Origin of the sequence: Kribbella koreensis (assembly GCF_039525325.1) — a bacterium.
Classification (GTDB): domain Bacteria; phylum Actinomycetota; class Actinomycetes; order Propionibacteriales; family Kribbellaceae; genus Kribbella; species Kribbella koreensis.
In genome coordinates this window covers 578,599-594,379 of sequence record NZ_BAAAHK010000013.1, presented here as the reverse complement: position 1 = coordinate 594,379, position 15,781 = coordinate 578,599, and the positions used below count along the sequence as shown (strand labels likewise).

At 68.6% G+C, this 15,781-nt stretch carries 16 protein-coding genes; 10 read left to right on the top strand and 6 right to left on the bottom strand.

From position 1 onward, the window contains the following. Positions 1-17: 17 nt before the first annotated feature. Positions 18-968: a complex I subunit 1/NuoH family protein gene (locus ABD116_RS27045; RefSeq protein WP_343976049.1), complete on the bottom strand. Its 951-nt coding sequence runs from the start codon at positions 966-968 to the stop codon at positions 18-20. A 125-nt stretch (positions 969-1,093) separates the two neighbouring features. Here ABD116_RS27045 and ABD116_RS27040 point away from each other — a divergent pair, with 125 nt between their 5' ends. After that, the gene (locus ABD116_RS27040; RefSeq protein ID WP_343976046.1) at positions 1,094-1,936 is read left to right on the top strand and encodes an SDR family oxidoreductase; all 843 of its coding nucleotides are present in this window, start codon (positions 1,094-1,096) and stop codon (positions 1,934-1,936) included. Here ABD116_RS27040 and ABD116_RS27035 read toward each other — a convergent pair. Genes ABD116_RS27035 through ABD116_RS27015 form a run of 5 tightly spaced genes read right to left on the bottom strand, consistent with a single transcriptional unit; the run spans position 1,933 to position 5,827 of the window. Then, on the bottom strand, positions 1,933-2,862 hold the full coding sequence (locus ABD116_RS27035; RefSeq protein WP_343976043.1) for a GNAT family N-acetyltransferase: 930 nt from the start codon (positions 2,860-2,862) through the stop codon (positions 1,933-1,935). The genes ABD116_RS27040 and ABD116_RS27035 overlap by 4 nt on opposite strands. Beyond that, complete coding sequence (locus ABD116_RS27030; protein ID WP_343976040.1) at positions 2,859-3,647, bottom strand: NADH-quinone oxidoreductase subunit C; 789 nt, start codon at positions 3,645-3,647, stop codon at positions 2,859-2,861. Before ABD116_RS27030 ends, ABD116_RS27035 begins: the two co-directional genes overlap by 4 nt. Next, positions 3,644-4,219 carry an NADH-quinone oxidoreductase subunit B gene (locus ABD116_RS27025; protein WP_425552155.1) on the bottom strand — a complete coding sequence of 192 codons (576 nt, stop codon included), beginning with the start codon at positions 4,217-4,219 and terminating at the stop codon, positions 3,644-3,646. Before ABD116_RS27025 ends, ABD116_RS27030 begins: the two co-directional genes overlap by 4 nt. A 5-nt stretch (positions 4,220-4,224) precedes the next feature. After that, complete coding sequence (locus tag ABD116_RS27020; protein WP_343976039.1) at positions 4,225-5,076, bottom strand: alpha/beta fold hydrolase; 852 nt, start codon at positions 5,074-5,076, stop codon at positions 4,225-4,227. A gap of 7 nt (positions 5,077-5,083) precedes the next feature. Then, positions 5,084-5,827, bottom strand: coding sequence for an SDR family NAD(P)-dependent oxidoreductase (locus tag ABD116_RS27015; protein ID WP_343976037.1), 744 nt, complete (start codon positions 5,825-5,827; stop codon positions 5,084-5,086). Between the two features lie 143 nt (positions 5,828-5,970). On the opposite strand from ABD116_RS27015, the gene ABD116_RS27010 reads away from it, so the two are divergent. From ABD116_RS27010 to ABD116_RS26970, 9 genes are all read left to right on the top strand, one after another. After that, positions 5,971-7,440 (top strand): purine-cytosine permease family protein, encoded by a 1,470-nt coding sequence (locus tag ABD116_RS27010; protein WP_343976036.1) that lies wholly within the window; start codon positions 5,971-5,973, stop codon positions 7,438-7,440. Next, the gene (locus ABD116_RS27005) at positions 7,437-7,964 is read left to right on the top strand and encodes a cysteine hydrolase family protein (RefSeq protein ID WP_343976033.1); all 528 of its coding nucleotides are present in this window, start codon (positions 7,437-7,439) and stop codon (positions 7,962-7,964) included. Before ABD116_RS27010 ends, ABD116_RS27005 begins: the two co-directional genes overlap by 4 nt. Before the next feature lie 8 nt (positions 7,965-7,972). Further along, positions 7,973-8,680: a GntR family transcriptional regulator gene (locus tag ABD116_RS27000; RefSeq protein WP_343976030.1), complete on the top strand. Its 708-nt coding sequence runs from the start codon at positions 7,973-7,975 to the stop codon at positions 8,678-8,680. A 205-nt stretch (positions 8,681-8,885) separates the two neighbouring features. Next, the gene (locus tag ABD116_RS26995; protein WP_343976027.1) at positions 8,886-10,076 is read left to right on the top strand and encodes an ADP-ribosylglycohydrolase family protein; all 1,191 of its coding nucleotides are present in this window, start codon (positions 8,886-8,888) and stop codon (positions 10,074-10,076) included. Then, positions 10,073-10,984, top strand: a complete 912-nt coding sequence (locus ABD116_RS26990; RefSeq protein ID WP_343976024.1) for a PfkB family carbohydrate kinase — start codon at positions 10,073-10,075, stop codon at positions 10,982-10,984. Before ABD116_RS26995 ends, ABD116_RS26990 begins: the two co-directional genes overlap by 4 nt. 456 nt (positions 10,985-11,440) lie before the next feature. After that, entirely contained in the window at positions 11,441-11,569 is a 129-nt protein-coding gene (locus tag ABD116_RS26985; RefSeq protein ID WP_343976021.1) for a hypothetical protein, read from the top strand. 15 nt (positions 11,570-11,584) lie between these two features. Further along, positions 11,585-11,755 carry a hypothetical protein gene (locus ABD116_RS26980; protein ID WP_343976019.1) on the top strand — a complete coding sequence of 57 codons (171 nt, stop codon included), beginning with the start codon at positions 11,585-11,587 and terminating at the stop codon, positions 11,753-11,755. 113 nt (positions 11,756-11,868) lie between these two features. Further along, positions 11,869-14,793 carry a helix-turn-helix transcriptional regulator gene (locus ABD116_RS26975; RefSeq protein WP_343976017.1) on the top strand — a complete coding sequence of 975 codons (2,925 nt, stop codon included), beginning with the start codon at positions 11,869-11,871 and terminating at the stop codon, positions 14,791-14,793. A gap of 137 nt (positions 14,794-14,930) precedes the next feature. Continuing rightward, complete coding sequence (locus ABD116_RS26970) at positions 14,931-15,743, top strand: NPP1 family protein (RefSeq protein ID WP_343976015.1); 813 nt, start codon at positions 14,931-14,933, stop codon at positions 15,741-15,743. Positions 15,744-15,781: the final 38 nt, after the last annotated feature.

Here is a 15,781-nt window from a genome sequence, read left to right as displayed (position 1 = left end):
CGGCAGGACGGGAGTGTTCAGTAGAAGATGACGACGCCGATGCCGGTGAGGGCTAGCTGGAGTAGCGCCACCGGCACCAGGCCCTGCCAGGCAAGTTTTTGGAGTTGGTCGGCACGTAGGCGGGGGAATGCCACGCGCACCCAGATGACCAGCAACGACACCACCGCCACCTTCAGGACGGTCCAGATCCAGCCGATGCTGTCTGGCCCCGGGCCGCTCCAGCCGCCCAGAAACAACACCGTCGTGAGGCCGGCCAGCACCACGATTCCGGCGTACTCGGCGAGCAGGAACATCGCGAAGCGGAGGCCGGTGTACTCCGTGTACGGACCGAAGATCACCTCGGAGTCGGCCACCGGCATGTCGAACGGCGGGCGTTGCAGCTCAGCGAGCCCGGCGATGAAGAAGACGACCATGCCGGGCAGTTGCCAGAGCAACCACCACGGATTCCACACCCCGACGATCCCGCTCAGGCTCAGCGTCCCGGCGGCGACAGCAACACTCGCGGCGGACAGTACGAACGGCAGCTCGTAGCTCATCAACTGCGCCGCCACCCGCAACCCGCCGAGCAGGCTGTACTTGTTGCCGCTCGCCCAGCCCGCCATCAGCGAACCCAGTACGCCGATGCTCATCACCGCGAGCACGTAGAACAGCCCCGAGTCCAGATCCGCCCCGACGATGCCCGGCGCGAGCGGGATCGCGGCGAGCGCCGCCATGTACGGCAGGATCGCGACGATCGGCGCCCACTCGAAGACGCGCTTGTCCGCGGCGGCCGGGGTGACGCTCTCCTTCTGGATGAACTTCACCCCATCGGCGACCAACTGCGCCCAGCCGTGGAACGCACCGGCGTACATCGGCCCGAGCCGCGACTGCATGTGCGCCATCACCTTGTGCTCGGCCTGCCCGACCACGAGCGGCGCGACGAGGAACGCGACCAGCACTCCCACGACCCGCACCACGAATTCGAGCATGGCGGCAGCCTATCTACTGGCCACCCCATCGCGCTGGCGCTGAGGTGGTCCGTCGCGCCGGTTTGACCTGAACCGCCGTTGAGGTCGCAGGGTGGGTGGCACCTAGTGAAGGAGTTGTTTGCGAGATGACCACCATCCTCGTCACCGGCGCGACCGGGAACGTCGGGCGTCACGTAGTACAGGGCCTGCTGGAGGCGGGAGTAGGTGTGCGGGCGCTCGTCCGCAACCCAGCACTAGCAGCCCTACCCGCGGAGGTGGAGGTAGTACGCGGCGACATCTACAACCCTGCTGCTGTCGGTCAGGCAGCTACTGGTGTCGACGCAGCCTTCCTGCTCTGGCCTGCCTTCACCGCCGACGGCGCTGCCGACGTGGTCACCGCACTGACCAAGCAGGTGAAGCGAGTCGTCTACCTCTCAGCTATGAGCGTCAGGGACGCCGACCCAGCCGCCAGCGGCGTGTGGGGCGAGCTCGAACTGCTGCTGACGGACGCAGGCGCAGACTGGACCTTCCTCCGCCCGGGCGGCTTCGCCACCAACACCCTCGAATGGGCCGACCAGCTCCGCGCCGGCAACGTAGTCCGACTGCCCTCCCCCAACGCCGCCCGTTCCCTCATCCACGAACGCGACATCGCCGAGGTAGCAGTACAAGCCCTCCTCGACGACACCCACATCGGCCGGTCCCCCACCCTCACCGGCCCAGAGGTCCTGACCCAAGCCGCCCAGGTAGCCACCCTCGCCAAAGTCCTGGAGAGGCCCCTCGGCATAGAAGAAGTCCCCACCCCTGAGGCCCGCCACTCAATGCTCACCCAAGGCCTAGACCCAGCCTTCGTCGACTCCGCCCTCACCTACTGGGAGTCTCTGGTCACCACCCCCGAACCAGTAACCACCACAGTCGAAACCCTCCTCAACCACCCCGCCCGCACCTACCGCCAATGGGCCGAAGACCACGCAGCCGACTTCAGGGGTTAGAGGGGTTGGAGGAGCCAGCCGCCTATGTTTTGGCGGCCGGCTTGGGTGGCTGCGGTGATGGCGCCGGTGTTGTTGGCGTGGATTGTGCCTATGAGGATGGGGTGGGTAGGCGGGAGGGACTGGGCCATCAGGGTGGAGAGGTGGGTGCCCAGGCCTTTGCCTCGGAAGGCGGGCGTGAGGATCAGTTCTTCTACTACGTAGGCGGGGAGGGCCAGTGCTTCCTCGCTGTCCGTCAGGGCTCCTACGTAGCCGGCCCAGGTGCCGTCGACGGTGACGTCGAAGAGGCGGCCGGCTTCTACCGACTCCTGCAGGCTCTCCTTTGATTGGAGGTGGGCCTGGGTCGGGTGCTCGGGGTGGGCCTGGTCTACGGCGTCGTAGGCTCGCTGGGCTTCCTCGTAGTGGTCCACGTTTGTGGCAGTGGTCAGTACCAGGCCGGGCGGGACGTTGCGGGGCTGTAGGTCTTTGATGAGCGCAGCGTATTGGCGGCGGTCGCGCAGCGCTCCGGGGAAGGCGTCTACTGGCTCTGCGCTCCACAGCCGCACGTAGCGCGGGTGATGGATGCCGTAGAGGTCTTGGGCTGCTGCAGCTAGGGCGGGGAGGTCGCGGGGCTCCAGTGGGCGGCTCATTGGGGTGGCGTCGACGAAGGGCTTCGTGATGTCGAGGCCCTCGAAGCGCATGCTCAGCATGGCGGAGAGGTCGTCGGCCACTGCCACCCAGTGGTTGAGCATCGCGTCTACCGGCGTACCAGGGGCCATCCGCTCAACGCGGGACTCGGCAATCGACCGGTCGGTCGCCAGGAGGATGTCCACACCCGCGTGCAGCTCGGCCAGCAATCCCAGCCGGGTCTCGTCGTCCACCCATCTCCGGGTCAGCGGGTGCTGGCGTTCGAGTGTGTAGGCAGCAAGTTCCCAAGGATCGGGGATCACTCAGTCTCCGGCTTCGGTTCGACAGGCGCCGGTTCGACAGGCGCCGGTTCGACAGGCGCCGGTTCGGCAGGCGCCGGCTCGGCAGGCGCCGGCTCGACCGGCTTCGGCTCGGTTTGTTTGGCCGTACGCCGCTCGCCCGCGGCTCGACGAGGACGTGCCGGGGTTGCCGCCGACAAGGCCGGCGCCAGCGGATCCGGATCCGGCGACCCCGGCGGCCGCGGACCCCACGACTCGGGATCGGGCACCCCCGGCGGCAACGTCCGACGCCGACTCGGCGCCCCGGCCTTCGGCGCGTGATCGGACTCGCCTGGCTCCTTCGCCCCCGGCCACGGCTTGGCGATCCGCGAGGCGAGGACGAACTCCTTGCGCAGCGGATTCCCCTCGAACCCGTCCGGCAGCAGCAGCGGGATCAGGTTCGGATGACCGTCGAAGGTGATGCCGAACATCTCGAAGGTCTCGCGTTCGTGCCAGTTCGCCCCGGCGTACAGGCCGGACAGCGAGGCCAACGACGGAGCAGCGCGCGGGATGAGCGTGCGCACGAGCAGGTGGTCGACATGCGCGCCGCCCCAGAAGTCGGCGACGTGCGTGACGACGCGGAAGCCGTCGTTGAGCTCGTCGCTCGCGGTGAGGAAGTCGAAGAAGGTCAGCCCGACCTCGTCGCGCAGCACCTCGTGCGTCGCGACCCACGCCTCAGCCGGTACGTCGATCGTCTCCGGGCCGAAGCTGTCCACCTTGGTCGCCGCGATGCCCGCCTCGGTCAGCGCGCCGACCACGTCATCACTCACTGCGATACCTCGGGCGGAGCAACCAATCCGCGGGTCAGGGCTTGCGGAGACGGCTCGTACCGCGACGTCACGTTCTCGCCTGCGATCTTCTCCTGCAGCTTGAGGATGCCCTGCAGCAACGCCTCCGGCCGCGGCGGGCAGCCTGGCACGTAGACGTCGACGGGGATGATCTGGTCGACGCCCTTGGTGACGCAGTACGAGTCCCAGTACGGCCCGCCCGAGTTGGAGCAGGAGCCGAACGAGATCACGTACTTCGGCTCCGGCATCTGGTCGTACAGCCGCTTGATCGCCGGCGCCATCTTGTCCGTCACGGTCCCCGACACGACCATCAGGTCGGCCTGCCGCGGCCCGGGCGCGAACGGGATCACGCCGAGCCGGATGAAGTCGTGCCGTCCCATCGAGGCGGCGATGAACTCGATCGCGCAGCAGGCGAGGCCGAAGTTGAAGACCCAGAGCGAGTACTTGCGGCCCCAGTTCAGCAGGTACCGCACCGGCTCGGGCGCGAGCTTCGCCAGCGCGCCCACCATCGGTCGCACCGTCGGCGTCGGCAGGTGGACCGGGCTGTCAGGCATGAGGGTCAGCCTAGTCCGACAATCTCTTCCGCGAGGATCTCCGGGTACTCGAGTGGCGCGTAGTGGCCGACGCCGTCGACCAGGCGCAGCCGGGCGTCGCTGAAGAAGTCGTCGAGCCGGTCCGACCAGGCCCGCGGGAACAGCGGATCGAACTCCGGCCACAGCACCACCGTCGGTACGCCGATCCGGTCGTACGACGCCGGAGCAGTCTCAGCCGCCGACGTCGCCACCGAGCCGGCCCCGGCCCGGTACCAGTTGATCGACGCAGTGAACGCGCCCGGCGCCGAGTACATCTCCACCAGGTGATCCAGCTCGGGTACGAAGCCCGGACCCGACCAGTGCGTCCAGAAGTGCTCCAGGTACGCCCGTACCGCCTCAGGCTGGCCGTCGACGAGCGACTCGATCACCGGCAGCTTGTGGAAGGCCTGGTACCAGAACTCCGCCTGCGCCTTCTCCGAGAACACCCGCTTCCCAATACCCGGCAGCGGCGGCGCAACCACCAGCCCGTCGACCAGCTCCGGGTGACTGCGCGCTATCCCCTGCGCAATCCGGCTACCGACGTCATACCCGGCCAGTACCGGCCGATCGAGCCCCAACTCCTCGATGAGCCCCAGTACGCTCCGCGCCTGCCCAGCGACCCCGTACTGCGCAGCCGGGTCGGCCACATGCTTGTCCGACTCCCCGAACCCGCGCAGATCCGGTACGACGACCTCATGCCCCTGCTCCACCAGCAACGGCACCAGCCGCCGGTAGTCAGTCCTGTCACCGGGCCAGCCGTGGAGCAGTACGACGGCCGGCCCCTCCCCGTCGCGGTCGTAAGCCAGCGAGAACCCGTCTACAGCTGCACTAGTCGGCATGGCTCCATCAGAGCAGATTCAGCAAGTGCCCGGGGCCGGTTGTCAGTCCGCCTTCCACCGGAAGCGTGATGCCGGTGATCCACGAAGCGTCATCGGAGGCCAGGAAGGCGATCGCCGCGGCCACGTCCTCGCCCGTGCCGACCCGGCCGAGCGGGTAGATCGCCTTGAGCTCCTCCAGCAGCGCCTCCTTGCCGATAAACCGATCAGTGGCGACAGTGGCCGGCGCGACCACGTTGAAGCGCACACCGCGAGGCCCGTGGTCAGTGGCCAGGTTGCGAACCAGGTTGGCCAGTGCGGCCTTCGCGGCGGCATAGGGCGCAGTACCGAGCGCTACCTCTCCACTGATCGACCCGACCAGCACTACGGACCCACGCGACTCCAGTAGATGCGGCAACGACGCCTCGATGCAGCGGGTCGCTCCGACGAACGTGAAGTCGTACTGCCGACCCCACTGCTCGTCCGTTCCCTCCAGCGCGAGGTTGTGACCGGCCACATTCGCCAGTACGTCGAGCCGCCCGAACCGCTCGACAGTCGCCGCTACGGCCGCCTCAACCGAGGCAGTGGAGGTGATGTCGCAATTGAGAGCTACTACGGAGCTCCCAGCCTCAGCGACGACAGCAGCGATCCCCTCGGCGTCGATGTCGGCCGCTCCGACCAACGCTCCCTCCGCCGCCAGGCGTAGTACCGTCGCCCGCCCGATCCCGTGGGCGGCGCCCGTCACGAAGGCCACCTTGTTCTCGAACCTCTGCACAGCCAGCTCCTAGCGTCGGGGGCTCCCGACGCTAGGTCCTAGAGGACGGTCTAGGTCAAACCCCAGCTCCTTGACCCCGCGACACCGCCGCCCTACCGTGAACTGGACAGGACTGGACAGGTTCATTTCGGGTTGGAGCGCGAATGGCCGATCAGCTGCGGGTCGACGCGGTCGAGGGGCGCACGGCGCTCTCGGTCGAGAGCAATGGCCTCAACGTCATCAGCGACACGGATCGCAAAGGCACGCCGCGGCAGCTCTTCTGGCCCTGGTTCGGCGCCAACGTCTCGGTGCTCGGCCTCAGCTACGGTGCCTTCGCGCTCGGCTTCGGCATCTCGTTCTGGCAGGCGGTGATCGCCGGAGTCATCGGGATCGTCTTCTCGTTCCTGCTCTGCGGGCTGATCGCCCTGGCCGGCAAGCGCGGCTCGGCGCCGACGCTGGTGCTGAGCCGGGCGGCGTTCGGCGTACGGGGCAACAAGCTCCCGTCGCTGATCAGCTGGTGGCTGACGGTCGGCTGGGAGACCGTGCTGACCATCCTCGCGACGCTGGCCACGGCGACCGTGTTCGAACGGCTCGGCTGGGGCGGCGGCTCCATCACCAAGGTGATCGCGCTGGTCGTCGTCGGCACGCTGACCGTGGCGTGCGGCGTACTGGGCTTCGACCTGATCATGCGCGCGCAGACGGTCATCACGGTCGTCACCGGCGTACTGACCGTCGTTTACATCATCCTCGTCGCCGACCAGGTCCACTGGAGCGCCGTCAGCGCGCTGCCGAGCGGCTCGGGCCAGGCGGTGGTCGGCGCACTCGTCTTCCTGATGACCGGCTTCGGCCTCGGCTGGGTGAACGCCGCCGCCGACTACTCCCGCTACCTACCCCGTACTGCGTCCAGCCGGGGCGTGGTCGGCTGGACGACCTTCGGCTCGTCGGTCGCGCCCGTAGTGCTGTTCATCTTCGGACTCCTGCTGGCCGGCTCGTCGCAGGACCTGAGCAGTGCGATCGCAGCCGACCCGATCGGCGCGCTGGCCGAGGCGTTGCCGACCTGGTTCCTGGTGCCGTTCGTGATCGTCGCGGTGCTCGGGCTGGTCGGCGGCGCAGTACTGGACATCTACTCCTCCGGCCTCGCCCTGCTATCGGTCGGGCTGCCCGCACCGCGGTACGTCGCCGCCTTCATCGACGGCCTCGTGATGATCGCCGGGACGATCTACGTGGTCTTCTTCTCCAGCGACAGCTTCCTGTCCCAGTTCCAGGGCTTCCTGATCACGCTCGGCGTCCCGGTGGCAGCCTGGTGCGGCATCATGCTCGCCGACATCGCTTCTCGTCGTCGCGACTACGCAGAGGCCGAGCTGTTCGACCGGCGCGGCCGGTACGGCGACATCCAGTGGTTGCCGATAGCAACCGTCGTGGTCGCGACGGCGATCGGCTGGGGCTTGGTCACCAACGGCCTCGCCAGCTGGCTGACCTGGCAGGGCTATCTGCTCAAGCCACTGGGTCTCGGCGGCAAGGAAGGCGCGTGGGCGTTCGCCAACCTCGGCGTACTGTTCGCGCTGGTCATCGGCTTCCTGGTCCAGTACTTCGTGGCGCGGCCGCAAGTGCGCGCTCAGGAGCAGGTCGTATGACTGTCCTCGCGCTGATCGACCTGCAACGGATCTTCGCCGAGCCGGAGAGCGGGTGGGCGACGCCCGACTTCCAGCGGGTGATCAAGCCGACGCAGCAGCTCATCGAGCTCATCCCGACCGTCGTCTTCACCCGGTTCGTCGCGCCCTCGGAGCCGACCGGGTCGTGGATCCCGTACTACGAACAGTGGCCGTTCGCGTTGCAGCCGCCGGACTCGTACGCCTATCAACTGGTGGACGAGTTCCGGGGTGCGCCGACGTTGGACAAGACGACGTTCGGCAAGTGGGGGCCGGAGTTGGCCGAGGCGGTCGGGCCGGGCGGGCAGCTGGTGTTGTCCGGCGTGACGACTGATTGCTGCGTGCTGACGACGGCACTCGCGGCGGTCGATGCCGGCGTACGGGTTCAAGTGGTTGCGGATGCCTGCGCTGGGGTTGACGAGGCGAGTCATCAGAAGACGCTCGACATCATGCGGTTGTACTCGCCGATGTTGGAGGTCGTGACGGTCGAGGAAGTACGCAACCAGTGATCCGTGGGATGAACCTCAAGCACGAGCGGATCGCGTCCATCCTGGCGCGGGAGATCCGCTCGGGGCGGGTCGGGCACGGCGATCAGCTGCCGGGTGAGGTGGAGCTGGCCCGGCGCTTTGCGGTCAGCCGCAATACGGTTCGGTCGGCTCTCGCAGTACTGAGTGAAGACGGTTTGATCACTACCCGGACCGGCAAGGGTTCATTTGTACTGTTTGACGGGCGACCGCTGGACGATCGGCTCGGGTGGTCGCACGCGCTGGCTCAGCAGGGTGTCGAGACGCGGGTGCAGATGCTGCGGCTCGCCCATGAAGAAGACCACGAACTGGCCGAACGCCTCGGCCTCGACTCCCCCGACGTCATCGTCATCCAGCGCCTGCGGGTGATCGTCGGCGGCGCCGCCATCTCCATCGAACGCAGCTGCATCCCAGCGTTGGACGAGCTCCAAGACCTCCCCGAACGCGGCCTCGACGACAACTCCATCACCGCCACCCTTGCCCGAGCCGGCCTCCACCTCGACCACGGCGAACAACGCCTCCGAGGCCGCCCCCTCGACCCCGAAGAAGCCACTCTGCTGGGCCGCCCCGAAGGCACCTGGTTCCTCCACACCCGCCGAGTCAGCTACACCCCCGACAACCGCTTCGCCGAACAGGTAGACAGCCTCCTGGACCCAGAACACTTCGAGCTGAGCCTCACGTACGCCGGACCGAACCAATGACAACACCACCCTCCGCACCAGCCACCCCTCCACCACACCCCCCACCCCCCGCCCGACCGAGCGCCCCTCCGCCATCTCAGGGGTTAACCCCTGAGGTTGTGGGTTGCCCCACCTGCATCCGAGGGGGCAACCCACCATTTGAGGGGTTAACCCCTCAAATGGCTCGCAGGAACGCGGTGCGAGCTGCGGCGAAGCGGGTGACGCCGTGAACGGCCTGGTTCCGAGCGGGGTGCCCGGCGCCGCGGGCTCACGCGCGGCGGGCGCGCTGTACGGGTTGGCGATCGGGGATGCGCTCGGGATGCCGACCCAGTCATTGCCTCGGGCACTGATTGTTGAGCGGTACGGCGAGGTGGTCGATGGGTTTCACGCGGCGCCGGAGGATCAGCCGTTGGCGGCGGGGATGGTGGCGGGGGCGGTTACGGACGATACCGAGCAGGCTGTGTTGCTGGGCCGGCTGGTGGTGGAGTCCGGTGGGAAGGTTGACGGGCGGGAACTGGCGCAGCGGTTGCTGGCGTGGGAGGACGGGATGCGGGCGCGTGGGTCGCTCGATCTGCTGGGGCCGTCGACCAAGCGCGCCATCGACGAACTCCTGCAGGGCAAGGACATCGACGAGACCGGCCGGTACGGGACGACGAACGGCGCCGCGATGCGGATCACCCCGGTCGGCATCGCAACACCTTCGGACAACCTCGACCTGCTGATCGACCGCGTGATCGCCGCCAGCGCCGCAACCCACAACACCGGCCTGGCCCTCTCCGCAGCCGCAGCAGTAGCCGCCGCCGTCAGCGCAGGCATAGACGGCGCCACCATCCCCGAAGCAACCACCGCCGCGATCGCAGCGGCCACGAAAGCCTCAACCAGCGGCCACTGGGTAGCCGGCGCAGACATCGCCACCCGCATCAAGTGGGCCACCTCCCTGGCGACCGACCCCCGCCTCACCCACCCCGCCTCTGCAGCCGACAGCAGGCCGGCAAGCTCCGGGCCCGGCGGCGGACCCGCGACCGCGGCCGCCGGCGGCGGACCGGCAACCCGCGCGGCCGACGGCGATACGGCCGTCCCCCTGATCGACACGGCGTCTGGCACTACCCCTCCTCGGCTGGGCGCCGTGTCTGCACTTCTGTACGACCTGGTCGGTACCAGCCTGGCCAGCCAGGAATCCGTACCGGCCGCATTCGCGGTCCTCGCCGCCTACCCCGACGACCCCTGGCTAGCCGTCCGCCTAGCCGCATCGGTAGGCGGCGACACCGACACCATCGCCGCCATCGCCGGCGCGATCGCAGGCGCCTGCCACGGCCTCGACGGCTTCCCCGCCCACGCCCGCTCCACCGTTGCCACCGTCAACAACCTCGACCTGGACACACTCGCCACTCAACTCCTGCAGGTCCGATCCGGATGAGACTCCTCCACCTGGGCAACGTCGTCATCGACCTGGTCCTGACCGTCGGAGACCTCCCACCCCGCGGCGGCGACGTCATCGCCTCCAGCACCGCCACCACCCCCGGCGGCGGCTTCAACGTGATGGCCGCCGCCGTCCGCCAAGGCCTCCCCACCCTGTACGCCGGTGCGCACGGCACCGGCCCCTTCGGCTCCATGGCCCGCGAAGCCCTCGCCGCAGCCGGCATCGAGTGGTTGCACCCGGCAAGGGAGGACCTCGACACCGGCTTCGTCGTCACCCTCGTCGACGCCACCGGCGAACGCACCTTCGTCACCAGCCGCGGCGCCGAGGCCACCCTCACCGGCGACGAGCTCCCGACCCCAGCCGGCGACGACCTCGTGTACCTGTCCGGGTACAGCCTGTTGCACGACTCCAACCGAGCCGCCCTCCTCCCCTGGCTAGCCAAGCTCCCGGACGACATCGAGGTCTTCTTCGACCCGGGCCCACTCGTCGCCGAGATCCCCACCAGCGCACTAGAGGCAGTACTCGACCGCATCGACTGGTGGAGCTCCAACGCCGCCGAGGCGACCCTGCTGACCGGCCAGGCGGATCCAGTCGACGCAGCTCGCGCAGTACGGGGCAAGACCTGCCGGGCCGACGTACTCGTCCGCACAGGGCCAGATGGCTGCGTGCTCGCAGTACGGGGTCAGGGCGTCACGCAGGTGGACGGGTTCGCAGTACAGGCTGTGGACCTCAATGGCGCTGGAGATGCGCATGCCGGGGCATTCCTGGCAGGGATTGCCCAGGGCAAGGAACCGGCCGAGGCGGCCCGTCGTGCGAACGCAGCGGCAGCCCTTGCGGTGACCCGGCGCGGACCGGCCACTGCACCCACTAGGGACGAGCTAGAGGCCTATCTAAGGGACCACTAGTCGGCGCATAGGGAGTAGTGCTGATGTGGCCCTCCTCCTCAGGCGAGCACAGTCATGGCATCGACTGAAGCTCCCGGAGGACACCATGTTCTATCTCACGATGCCAGCGCTCCAAGCGGAGGTCTCCTACCGCCAGGAGCGAATCAAGCGTGACTTCCAGCGTCCGATGTGGTTCAAGCGCACGCCTAGGAAGCCGGTGAGCAGCACACCGTGCCTGCCGGCGGTACAGGCCAGGCACGCGATGTGAGCGCGCGACCACCACCGACCCCCTCGATCCAGTACGGCCGAGCCCCTCACCCGGGGCTCGGCCGTACTGCTGTTCCAGCCGTTCCTAGGCGTCAACCGGATTACCTAGTAGGCCCCTAGGACCCCCGGATAGGGACTAGTTCCGATGTGCCGGTCCTCCTCAGACGAGCAGATTAGGGGCATCAACCGAAGCAGCCAGGAGGCAGCGAGATGTTCACGAACGAGTCGGTCAAGGCAGAGGTCAGCTACCGCAAGGAGCGCCTCACCCGCGACTACCGCAGGACCACCGGCAAGCCGGTGACCCGACGCATCGTCCACCTGTTCACCAAGAGCGCCTGAAGGGAGGAACACACCATGTCAATGTTCATGAGCACCCAGTCGATCCAGGCGGAGACCGCCTACCGGCAGGAGCGGATCAAGCGTGAGTACGGCCGGGCCAACGGCCGCCGGCTGCGCGCGAAGCGGGCCGAGAAGGCCGAGCCGCTGCACGCCCGCCGCACCCTGCGACCCACTACCGCGGCATGACCGCCGCGACCGCCGTTCCCGACCGGATAGCCCCGGTCGGGAACGGTGTTTTTCTGTCGGCGGACGCTCCGCGGACGGGATGCCGTCGAATTGTGTCGGTGCAAGGGGCGAAGATGGACGACGTGCCCTGGAACTCGACACCTCTCGTCGGCCGCTCGTCCGAGCTGTCCGCACTCCTCAGCGCCGTGGACGAGGCGAAGACCCGCCGCGCCGGGGCGATCCTGCTGTCCGGTGACGCCGGCGTCGGCAAGACCCGGATGCTCGACGAGGTGGCCAACGGCGCGCACGAGCGCGGCTTCGGCGTACTGGTCGGGCACTGCACCGACTTCGGCGACGCCGGTCTGCCGTACCTGCCCTTCACCGAGATCTTCGGCCGGCTGGCCGACGAGCGCCCGCAGGTGGTCGAGAGCGTCCTGACCAACTTCCCGGCGATCGGCCGGCTGCTGCCGACCCACCGCTTGATCGGCGCGCAGACGGTCCCGCAGGACGGGCAGCTCGACCGCGCCGCGCTCTTCGATGCCGTACTGGGCGCCTTCACCGCACTGTCGACCAGCGAGCCGCTGGTGGTGATCATCGAGGACGCGCACTGGGCCGACGACTCCAGTCGCGACCTGATCGGGTTCCTGATCACCCGGCTGACCTCGCAGCGGCTCGCGCTCGTCGTGTCCTACCGCAGCGACGACCTGCACCGGCGGCACCCGCTGCGCCGCCCGATCGCCGAGTGGTCCCGCAACCCCCGCGTACGCCGGGTGAGCCTGCTGCCGTTGGACGCCGCCGACTCCCGCACGCTGCTGACCGCACTGCTCACCGAGCCGCTGCCCGAGCTGGAGGAGCTCCGCATCCTCGAGCGTGCGGGCGGCAACGCGTTCTTCACCGAGGAGCTGGTCGCTGCAGCGTCGATGGGCGACGCAGACGCCGTACCGCCGGACCTGGCCGACCTACTGCTCGTCCGGCTCGACCCGCTGTCGGACGATGCCCGGCAGGTCGCCCGGGTGATCGCGGTGGCAGGCCGACGCGTTCCTCACACGCTGCTGACCGCTGTGGCCGGGCTGCCCGACCGCGAGCTGGATGCGGCGCTACGGGAGCTCATCGACGCCCACATCATCGAGCACCCGGGCAATGCGAGCTACTACTTCCGGCATGCGCTGCTGGCGGAGGCTGTGTATGACGACCTGCTGCCAGGTGAGCGCGTGCGGCAGCACGCGGCGTACGCGAAGGCTCTGAAGGACCAGACCGTCGCCGGTACTGCGGCGGAGCTGGCCGGGCACGCGACCAGGTCCCACGACCTGGCCACTGCCTTCGAGGCGCGCGTACGAGCTGGACAGGAGGCCATCTCGGTGGCGGCGCCGCAGGAGGCGCTGAAGCACTACGAGATGGCGCTGGAGCTGCTGCCGAATGCGGCGCCCGACGCGAGCATCGACAAGACCTGGCTGATCGTCGAGACGGCGACTGCTGCGGCGCTGTCGGCGCAACACCTGCGTGCGCTGAAGCTGCTGCGCAAGGCGCTGGCCGAGATGCCGGCGGACGCGCCGCGGCTCCAGCGGGCCGAGCTGCTGATGCCGCTGGCCGAGATCGCCCTCACCATCGACAACGACCAGGAAGCGCACGAGGCGATCTCGCAGGCGCTGCGGTTGACCTCGGACGAGCCCGCGACGGTGTTCAAGGCCCAGGTCGCCTCGATGTACGCGCGGGTCTCGGATGCCCTTGGGCGACCGATGGAGGCCGAGCGCTGGGCGCATGAGGCGTTGCAGATCGCCCGCGAGGTCGGCCAGGAGTCGGCGGCGAGCGACGCCGGGATCACCCTTGCCCAGTTGCGTCGGCGGGCCGGCGATCCGGTTGCCGCAGCCAAGCAGCTGGAGGAGGCGGCGGTACGGGCTCAGCTGGCCGGTGACTCCGCGGCCGAGGTCCGCAGCCGGTTCTTGCTGGGGTCGAACCACTACGAGATGGGTGACCTGGTCAGTGCCCGGACCGCGTTCCAGCTGGCCACCGGGAGAGCAGGTGAGCTGGGGCGGCAGTGGGCGGTTTATGGCTTCGATGCGCGGCGGATGCTGGCGCTGACCCAGTTCGTACTGGGCGAGTGGGATGAGGCCGCGGAGACCACGCGGACCGACTCCATGACTCCGGCTGTCGCGGACGCCGCTTTGCGTGCGGTGGGGATCGGCGTTCGTGGCGGTCGCGGCGATACCTCGGTCGCCGAGGAGCTGGAGCGGATGCGCAACATGTGGTCGCTCGACGTGCTGTCGCCACTGATCGGGCTGCAGCCGGCTGTGGACGCCTACCTCGCACTGAACCGCGTCGCCGAGGCGGAGAAGCTGATCGCCGATGTGTCGGCACTGTGCGCGGACATCTTCCAGACCGAGTGGTTCACGGCCCGGGTCCGCTTCTCGACGATCGGCCTGCAGCTGCTGAGCCATCGCGTCGTCCACGAACCGACCGCGGCCGCCGAGCTGGTGGCACGTGGCGCCGAGCTGGTCAGCGACGGCCGGACGACAGCTGAGAAGGGGATGCCTCCCGGCCGGGTGCTCGGCGCCGAGGGGATCGCATGGCTGGCCAGGCTGGAGGCGGAATGGGAGCGCCTCCGCTGGCTGGCCGACATCGATCCGCCGACACCGGCCGAGCACGTCGCGGCCTGGCTGCGCGCGGTCGACGCCTTCGGGTACGGCGACGTCCATCAGCAGGCGTGGTCGCGGCTGCACTTCTCGGCTGCGTTGCGAGCGGCCGGTCGGGTGGCTGATGCGAACGAGCAGGTGGCGCTCGCGACGGAGACCGCTCGCCGGCTCGGCGCCAAGCCGTTGCTGGATGAGTTGGGCGGAGCCGAGGGCGGCGGGGCGGGTGCGGGTCCGGCGGCGTTGACGGCGCGCGAGACCGAAGTACTGGCTCTGCTGGCCGAGGGGCGGACCAATCGGCAGCTGGCTCGGGAGCTGTACATCTCGGAGAAGACGGTCAGCGTTCACGTGTCGAACATCCTGGCCAAGCTGGGTGTCCGGAGTCGTACCGAGGCGGCCGCGGTGGCCCGGCGGGACGGCTTGCTCGAGTAGAACTGTTCACTTGGCGTGGGGGCTTGTTCACTCGGCGTCGATTCTTGTTGGCGTGAAGTATGTACTGACGTGCCCTTTTGGTGTCATCCTCTTCAACGTTCGCAACCGCCCAGCGACATCGTTGAAAAGAGCGAAGCATGGACAAGCTGTCGCCCCCTTCCGCCCCCAAGCCACAGTCCAAGCGCCGGCGCCGTGTCGCCGGCGTCGCCCTCGGTACCGCCGCGCTGATGGTCACCTCCGCGGCTCTCGCCTTCGCCGCTCCGCCTCAGGGCCTCCCGCAGAACGCCGGCGGGTGGGAGCAGTCCTTCTCCCCGGCGTACGACTACGACGGTGACGGCTGCTACGCCACCCCCGCCATCGGCGCGAACGGCACCCTGAACCCCGGCCTGAACCCGAGCGGCGCGGTCAACGGCAACTGCCGCGACCAGTCCGACCTCGACAACTCACAGACCTACGCCCGCTCGTCGTGCAACAACGGCTGGTGCGCGGTCGTCTACGCCAGCTACTTCGAGAAGGACCAGGCCGTCGCCGGCAGCGGCCTCGGTGGCCACCGGCACGACTTCGAGCACGTCATCTCGTGGATCAACCAGTCCGCCAACGAGGTCCAGTACGTGACCACGACGCAGCACTCGAGCCAGGTGACGTACGCCCGCTCACAGGTCCGTTTCGACGGCTCCCACCCGAAGGTCGTCTACCACAAGGACGGCGCCAGCACGCACTTCTTCCGCCTCGCCAACAACAACGACGAGCCGCCGGAAAATCACTACCACAACTGGCGCTACCCCCCGCTCGTCGACTGGAACGGCTGGCCCAGCCTCACCTTGCGCGACACCTTGATGAACGCCGACTTCGGCTCCGCCACCATCAAGATCACCGACAAGGACAACCGCTTCCACAACCTCCTCAACGCCTCCAAACCAGCAGGCATCCCCTTCGACCCCTGGGCCTGACCCCCTGCGGGTGCCACCACTCCCGGCGGCACCCGCAG

Excerpts from the sequence above, each read along its gene's own strand:
- ABD116_RS27045 (WP_343976049.1), bottom strand. The coding sequence starts at position 968 with ATGCTCGAATTCGTGGTGCGGGTCGTGGGAGTGCTGGTCGCGTTCCTC.
- ABD116_RS27040 (WP_343976046.1), top strand. The coding sequence starts at position 1,094 with ATGACCACCATCCTCGTCACCGGCGCGACCGGGAACGTCGGGCGTCAC.
- ABD116_RS27025 (WP_425552155.1), bottom strand. The coding sequence starts at position 4,219 with ATGCCTGACAGCCCGGTCCACCTGCCGACGCCGACGGTGCGACCGATG.
- ABD116_RS27020 (WP_343976039.1), bottom strand. The coding sequence starts at position 5,076 with ATGCCGACTAGTGCAGCTGTAGACGGGTTCTCGCTGGCTTACGACCGC.
- ABD116_RS27010 (WP_343976036.1), top strand. The coding sequence starts at position 5,971 with ATGGCCGATCAGCTGCGGGTCGACGCGGTCGAGGGGCGCACGGCGCTC.
- ABD116_RS27005 (WP_343976033.1), top strand. The coding sequence starts at position 7,437 with ATGACTGTCCTCGCGCTGATCGACCTGCAACGGATCTTCGCCGAGCCG.
- ABD116_RS27000 (WP_343976030.1), top strand. The coding sequence starts at position 7,973 with ATGAACCTCAAGCACGAGCGGATCGCGTCCATCCTGGCGCGGGAGATC.
- ABD116_RS26990 (WP_343976024.1), top strand. The coding sequence starts at position 10,073 with ATGAGACTCCTCCACCTGGGCAACGTCGTCATCGACCTGGTCCTGACC.
- ABD116_RS26985 (WP_343976021.1), top strand. The coding sequence starts at position 11,441 with ATGTTCACGAACGAGTCGGTCAAGGCAGAGGTCAGCTACCGCAAGGAG.
- ABD116_RS26980 (WP_343976019.1), top strand. The coding sequence starts at position 11,585 with ATGTCAATGTTCATGAGCACCCAGTCGATCCAGGCGGAGACCGCCTAC.
- ABD116_RS26975 (WP_343976017.1), top strand. The coding sequence starts at position 11,869 with ATGGACGACGTGCCCTGGAACTCGACACCTCTCGTCGGCCGCTCGTCC.
- ABD116_RS26970 (WP_343976015.1), top strand. The coding sequence starts at position 14,931 with ATGGACAAGCTGTCGCCCCCTTCCGCCCCCAAGCCACAGTCCAAGCGC.